The organism is Streptomyces sp. NPDC048248 (genome assembly GCF_043201875.1).
Lineage (GTDB): Bacteria > Actinomycetota > Actinomycetes > Streptomycetales > Streptomycetaceae > Streptomyces.
On record NZ_JBICZL010000034.1, the window covers coordinates 1 to 6,608 of the forward strand.

Below are 6,608 nucleotides of genomic sequence, written 5' to 3' on the forward strand. Positions count from 1 at the left end.
TTCGCCACCGCGATGAAGACCCTGGACCACACCCGCATCACCATCGCGGCCCAGGCGCTGGGCATCGCGCAGGGCGCCCTGGACTACGCCAAGGGTTATGTCCAGGAGCGCAAGCAGTTCGGCAAGCCGATCGGCGACTTCCAGGGCGTGCAGTTCATGCTCGCCGACATGGCCATGAAGCTGGAGGCAGCCCGCCAGCTCACCTACGCCGCGGCCGCCAAGTCCGAGCGCATCTCGGCCGGTGGCAAGGACGAGGACCTGACGTTCTTCGGCGCCGCAGCCAAGTGCTACGCCTCGGACGCGGCCATGGAGATCACCACCGACGCCGTCCAGCTGCTCGGCGGATACGGCTACACCCGTGACTACCCCGTCGAGCGGATGATGCGCGACGCAAAGATCACGCAGATCTACGAGGGCACCAACCAGGTCCAGCGCATCGTCATGGCACGCAACCTGCCGTAGCCACGGAGGAAGACACAGAGGGCCCGGACCGCAGGCGCGGTCCGGGCCCTTTCCGTCTGTGTCCTGCGCTTCGGCCGGTCGCCGCTAGTCGCTGCTGACCGTGACCTTCTCGTCGTTGTTGAGCTGCTGGACGAGCTGCTGGAGCTTGGCCTTGTCCCACAGCAGGTTGCCGCCGGTGCTGCCGGAGATCGGCATGTTCATCGACTTGCCCTCGCCGCCCGTGACGCCCTTCATCGCGAAGAACATCTGGCCCAGGTTGAACAGGCTCATGTCCTTGTCGGTGATGAGCGTGTCCAGGCCGGCACCCATCGTCGGGTAGAGCTTGAACGGGTTGAGGATCGTGCCGGGCGTCGCGGTCTGGCTCGCCAGGGCGGCCAGGAACTTCTGCTGGTTCTTGGTGCGGTCCAGGTCGCTGCCGGCGAAGGCGTGCCGGGTGCGGACGAAGGCGAGCGCTTGCTGGCCGTTGAGCGTCTGCTTGCCCGCAGGGAAGTCGGCGCCCGAGTTCTTGTCCTTGAAGGCCTTGGGGATGCTCATCTCGACGCCGCCGATGGCGTCCACGATGTTGGCGAAGCCCGCGAAGCCGATCTCGACGTAGTGGTCGATGTGCAGCTTGGTGTTGAACTCGACGGTGCGCACCAGCAGTTCGGGGCCGTCCTCGGCGTACGCGGCGTTGAGCTTGGTGTGCCGCCCGGTGCCCGAGTACTTCTTGCCGGAGTCGGAGCCGACGAACGAGGGAATCTCGACGTCCGAGTCACGCGGCAGGGATATCAGCGTGGGGCCGTTGCTCCCGTCGTGCAGGATCATCATCGAGTCGGTGCGCTTGCCCTCGGCGGAGCCGGTGTGCAGCTTCTTCTTCTCCTCGGCGGACATGCCCTCGCGGCTGTCCGAGCCGACGATCAGGTAGTTCGTGCCGTCGCCCGTCTCCGGCCGGTCGATGACCTTGCTCAGGTCCACCTCGCGGCGCACCTTGCCGTCCGCCCAGAAGTACGTGGCGACCGAGGTGATCAGGAGCACCGCGATCAGGGTGAGCACGGTCACCTTGATGCGGCGGCCCCACGCGGGCCGGGGCCGGCCGCCGCGGCCGTCGCCGTCGTAGCCACCGCCACCGCCACCGCCACCGCCGCCGTAGACCTGGCCGGTGTTGTAGCCGCTGTCGAAGTCGTCGTAGCCCTGGGACTGCTGCGGCGGCACGCTGCCCCGGCGCGGGGACATGTCCGGCGGCAGCGGCGGCTCGCGCCGGGGGTGGCCGGGGGCGGCGTCGCGCCGCACCCGCGGCATGGCGCGCGCACCCTCCGGCTCGTGGCTGCTGCTGCCACGTCCGTACCGGTTGCCGTTCTGGTCGCCGGACCACCCATTGGGCCACTCATTCATAGGGGGAAGTGTGCCTGCCGCGGGTGCCGGGGAAATAGGGCGGGTGCCGGATCGGGCCAGGGCTGTTGCAGAGCTGATGCAAAGTGACGGCGCCGCTACCGCCGCATACCGCACGGGGACATGACCATTCCGGCGGGGCGGCTGGAACCATCCATTCCGGATGGTTTCGGGAGCGGGTGAGGGCATTCGCCACGGGTGGCGCCGGGCGGCCGGGGACGGCCCCGGCTTAGGCTGGGCCCATGACCGACCTCGTCACCAACAGCGCGGAGGGCGAGCTTGTGGGCAAGCTCACCGCCGTCTCCCGCACCACGCTGTCGCACATCATGACCGCCGGCGACACCAACCTCCTCGGGACCGTGCACGGTGGCGTGATCATGAAACTGGTCGACGACGCGGCGGGCGCGGTGGCCGGACGGCACAGCGGCGGACCCGCTGTGACCGCCTCCATGGACGAGATGGCCTTCCTGGAACCGGTCCGCGTCGGCGACCTGGTCCATGTGAAGGCCCAGGTCAACTGGACCGGCCGGTCCTCGATGGAGGTCGGCGTACGCGTCCTGGCCGAGCGCTGGAACGAGTCCACCCCGGCCCAGCAGGTCGGCTCCGCCTATCTCGTCTTCGCCGCCGTCGACGAGCAGGGCAAGCCCCGCCGGGTGCCGCCGGTGATCCCCGAGACCGAGCGGGACAAGCGGCGCTACCAGGAGGCGCAGATCCGCCGTACGCACCGGCTGGCACGGCGGCGCGCGATCATGGAGCTGCGCGAGCGACGCGCCGCGGAAGGGCTCGACGACGTGTAACCGTCACCGCCAGTCGCGCCAGCAACGCCAGCCCCGCGCCGGTGACCGTGCCGGTCGCCGCGCACAGCACATCGTCGATATCGGCGATCCCCCCGGCCCGCATCGCCAGCTGCGCCCCCTCGATGGCCACGCACAGGCCCACCCCCAGCAAGAACGCCGCTGCCGCCGTCCAGCGCGGCACCGCGAAGCGCAGCAGGAGCGGCCCCGGCAGGAAGAGCGCGGCATTGGCGATCTGCTGCCTCATCAGCATCGCCAGCTCCTCCGGCTCCAACTGGGCGCCCGGATCGAGCAGCCCCTCGCCGGGCTTCCACCACACCGTCGCGTCGGTGGAGCCGATCGGCTGAGTGGGGGAGAGCGTCACCACCAGGACCAGCAGCAGCCAGCCCGCCAGCAGGACGCCGGCCGCCAGGCGTGGCCCTTCGCTCCCGGGAGCGCGCGCGGACCACAGGGCCAGGGCCCACGCCAGCGCCAGTGCCGCGGCGAGGAACAGCGCGACGGTGGTGGGGGTGATGCCCAGTACGACCTGCCACACGATGTGCCCCCTTCAGGACATCCCCGGCTTCAACCGCAGCTCCACTTGGTGACGAAGACCCGGTCCTCGTCCTCCATGACGCCCCGGATGCACTCGTCGGGCAGCATCCGGACGCGGCCGCTCAGGGCGGCGGCGCCGTGCAGCGTCCGCCGGCTGCCGAACCAGCCGGGAAACGCGGTGATCTTCGGGTTCTTGCGCTGGAAGCCCAGCCGCACGGTGATCTCGGCACCGGAGGCGAGCGGGGCGGACCCGGCGGGAGAGCCGGCCACCCGTGGGTTCCTCGGCTCGGCGGCCCCGGTCCGCCGGTAGGTCGTGCGGTACGTCCCGTCGGTGCCCACCGGGCCGCGCAGGCACAGCTGACCGCGCATCAGGTCGCCGCAGCCGGTCGGTGCGTCGGGTGCCGGTGGCGCCGCGGCGGCGGTGGCCGCGACCAGGCACAGCGCCGCGACGGCGACCGCGGTCCGGCGGGCGCGGGCCGGGACGGGTGGCCGGTCAGCCGTGGGCCGGCTCGCGGTGCAGCGGGGTGCGGGCACGGTCATGGGCACACCGCCTCGTCGCCGGTGATCGCGGAGAAGCTCCCGGAGTTCTGCTGGGCCGCCTCCGCCCGTACCTGCTGCACCGCCCTGAAGTCCCCGCCCACCGTCACCTGCATCACCGCGCCCTGGTTCGTCACCGGACGCAGCTCCGCGCCGGGCAGCGCCGCGGCCAGCGAGCGGGCCGAGCGGTCCCACCGCGGGTCGTAGGTGATGAGGGTGCGCGCGAGCGTGCCGCCGGTGCCGTTGCCCGGAGCCCCGGTGGTGGCGAAGCCGGTGGAGCGCAGCGCTCCGTCGACGGCGCTGCCCAGGCCGGTCCTCGATGTGCCGTTGTTGACGTGCACCCGGATCTGCGCCGGCGGGACCTCCACGGCCTTGGCGCGTGACTTCGGCGGCTTGGCCGCCGCGCGCACCGCGATCGGCCGGTCGTCGCGGATCGCCTGGAAGAGCTTCCTGGACCTCACCGGATCCCACTGGACGGTCTCGCCCAGCCCCGGCACCTTCAGGCTCACGCTGCGCAGCGGCACGGAGGTGAACTCCGACGAGGAGGCGGTGAAGCCGCGCATCGCCTGCCCGAGATCGACCATGTCGTTGGCGTCGAAGCTCCCGTCGGCGCGGACCGATTCCAGCATCGTGTCGGCGACCTCCTTGAAGCGGATCGGGTTCATCAGCACCCCGGAGGACGTGGTCTGGTGGATGAGGGCGGCGAGGAAGCGCTGCTGGCGCCGCATCCTGCCGAGGTCCGCGGAGCCGTCGATGTGCCGCGAGCGCACGTACTGGAGCGCCTGGCCGCCGTTGAGCCGGCTCCTGCCGACCGGCAGGTCCAGGCCCGTGTAGCTGTCCTTCAGCGGCCGCACCGTGCAGATCTCCACGCCGCCGACCGAGTCCACGCTCCGCATGAAGCTGGTGAAGTCGACCTCCAGATAGTGGTCGATGTGCACACCCGTCATGTGCTCGACGGTCCGCACCGTGAGGTTCGCGCCGCCTTCCGCGTACGCCGCGTTCAGTTTCACCGCGTGCCGGGGGCGCCGCTTGCCGGTGGCGTCCTGGTGGTCGGGCACCACGGCGTAGGAGTCGCGCGGCAGGCTGATGACGCTGGCGCGGTTCCGGTCCGCGGAGAGGTGCACCAGCATCAGCGTGTCGGTGCAGTGGCAGGGCGCACCGCCCAGGTGGTACTGCCGCTTCTGTGCCTTGGAGAGCTTGTCGCGGCCGTCCGTGCCGACGATCAGGAAGTTCAGGCCGCCGGTGCTCGTCGGGGGCCGGTTGTTCATGCCCTTGAAGGCGTCCACCCGGCCGATCCCCTTCTCGACGCCGGTGACCATGGCGTGCCCCACACCGCTCGCGACCAGCAGCAGCATGGAGGCCATGGCGCAGATCCGCAGTCCCCACCGGCGCCGCGGCGGGCGCCGGCGCCCCGCTGACCGGCGCGGGACGGTGCGGGGGGAGCCGGGCTGCGCGGGGTGAGGGGAGCGGGACGGGGCGGTCACGGTGGACACCTCCGCGGCGGGGCGGGTGGGGGCGGCGGCCGGCGGGGGCGCGGCAATTCGGTACGGGTCGGGACGAAGCCGGCCGGTACACAGTAAGCCGATATGATCTCCTGCAAAGCATCACACGCCGGGCGCCGGGCCCCCGGCCACCCGGCTGCCGTCCGCCGGTGTCGCCCGTTCGCGGTAACGTGAGGCGCGATATCGCAGTCTCCCGGCGAGCGCTGCCGCTCGATGGCGGCTCCGCCGCGGGCCGTCCCCCCGAGGATCCATGTCTCAGCAGCAGCCCCCGGCCGTCTCCGTGATCATGCCGGTGCTCAATGAGGAACGTCACCTCCGCAATGCGATCCGGCACATCCTGCAGCAGGAGTACGCCGGCGAGATGGAGGTGGTGATCGCCCTCGGTCCGTCCACGGACCGCACGGACGAGATCGCCGCCGAGCTCGTCGCGGAGGACCCCAGGGTGCACACCGTGCCGAATCCGACCGGCCGCACCCCCGCCGCCCTCAACGCCGCGATCAAGGCATCCCGGCATCCGATCGTGGTGCGCGTCGACGGCCACGGCATGCTGTCGGCGAACTACATCGCCACCGCCGTACGCCTCCTGGAGGAGACCGGCGCGCAGAACGTCGGCGGCATCATGCACGCCGAGGGGGAGAACGCCTGGGAGGAGGCGGTGGCCGCCGCCATGACCTCCAGGATCGGCGTGGGCAACGCCGCCTTCCACACCGGTGGCGAGGCCGGCGAGACGGAGACCGTCTACCTCGGCGTGTTCCGGCGGGACGCGCTGGAGCAACAGGGCGGCTACAACGAGGAGTTCATCCGCGCCCAGGACTGGGAGCTGAACTTCCGGATCCGTGAGGCCGGCGGGCGGGTCTGGTTCTCGCCCGAGCTGAAGGTGCAGTACCGGCCGCGCCCGAGCATCAAGGCGCTGGCCAAGCAGTACAAGGACTACGGCAAGTGGCGCCACGTCGTGGCCCGCTACCACTCCGGCTCGATCAACCTGCGCTATCTCGCGCCGCCGACCGCGGTGTGCGCGATTGCCGCGGGCGTGGTCGTCGGCGCGGCACTCACCCCGTGGGGCTTCGTCGTCCCGGGCGGCTACCTCGCGGCCATCGTCGCGGGCTCGGTACCGGCCGGCAAGGGACTCTCCCTGAAGGCCCGCGCCCAGATCCCCGTCGCCCTGGCAACCATGCACATGACGTGGGGCTTCGGCTTCCTGACCAGCCCGCGGGCGCTCGCCCGCAAGGTGATCGCAAGCCGCCGCGAGGCCGTGCAGGCGCCGGTCGAGGAGACCGTGACGCAGGGCGATCAGCAGCGGTAGGAACGCTCAACGAAGGGGCGGGGGGGGGGCGGGGGGCCCCCCCCCCCCCCCGCCGGCCCCCCCCCCCCCCCCACCCACTACAGGTTCAGGGGCTTCAGCACACAAAAC

The 6,608-nt window shown here is 71.5% G+C and carries 7 protein-coding genes; 3 read left to right on the forward strand and 4 right to left on the reverse strand.

What is annotated here, in order from left to right; genetic code table 11:
- On the forward strand, positions 1-462 hold a 462-nt coding region (locus ACGFZW_RS37345), incomplete at its 5' end, for an acyl-CoA dehydrogenase family protein (protein WP_393897791.1).
- Positions 463-546: 84 nt separating this feature from the next.
- Here the strand turns inward: ACGFZW_RS37345 and ACGFZW_RS37350 are convergent.
- Positions 547-1,833, reverse strand: a complete 1,287-nt coding sequence (locus tag ACGFZW_RS37350; RefSeq protein ID WP_393897792.1) for an LCP family protein — start codon at positions 1,831-1,833, stop codon at positions 547-549.
- A gap of 239 nt (positions 1,834-2,072) precedes the next feature.
- Between ACGFZW_RS37350 and ACGFZW_RS37355 the strand changes: the two genes are divergently transcribed.
- Positions 2,073-2,627, forward strand: coding sequence for an acyl-CoA thioesterase (locus tag ACGFZW_RS37355; RefSeq protein WP_393897793.1), 555 nt, complete (start codon positions 2,073-2,075; stop codon positions 2,625-2,627).
- Here ACGFZW_RS37355 and ACGFZW_RS37360 read toward each other — a convergent pair.
- From ACGFZW_RS37360 to ACGFZW_RS37370, 3 genes are read right to left on the reverse strand one after another with little or no spacing between them, the layout of a single operon-like run.
- Positions 2,578-3,159, reverse strand: a complete 582-nt coding sequence (locus tag ACGFZW_RS37360) for a VanZ family protein (protein WP_393897794.1) — start codon at positions 3,157-3,159, stop codon at positions 2,578-2,580. The genes ACGFZW_RS37355 and ACGFZW_RS37360 overlap by 50 nt on opposite strands.
- A gap of 29 nt (positions 3,160-3,188) precedes the next feature.
- On the reverse strand, positions 3,189-3,698 hold the full coding sequence (locus ACGFZW_RS37365) for a hypothetical protein (RefSeq protein WP_393897795.1): 510 nt from the start codon (positions 3,696-3,698) through the stop codon (positions 3,189-3,191).
- A complete protein-coding gene (locus tag ACGFZW_RS37370; protein WP_393897796.1) occupies positions 3,695-5,059 on the reverse strand; it encodes an LCP family protein in 1,365 nt (454 codons plus the stop codon). The genes ACGFZW_RS37365 and ACGFZW_RS37370 overlap by 4 nt, the downstream gene beginning before the upstream one ends.
- A gap of 388 nt (positions 5,060-5,447) precedes the next feature.
- Between ACGFZW_RS37370 and ACGFZW_RS37375 the strand changes: the two genes are divergently transcribed.
- Entirely contained in the window at positions 5,448-6,500 is a 1,053-nt protein-coding gene (locus tag ACGFZW_RS37375; protein ID WP_393897797.1) for a glycosyltransferase family 2 protein, read from the forward strand.
- The last annotated feature ends 108 nt before the right edge of the window (positions 6,501-6,608 follow it).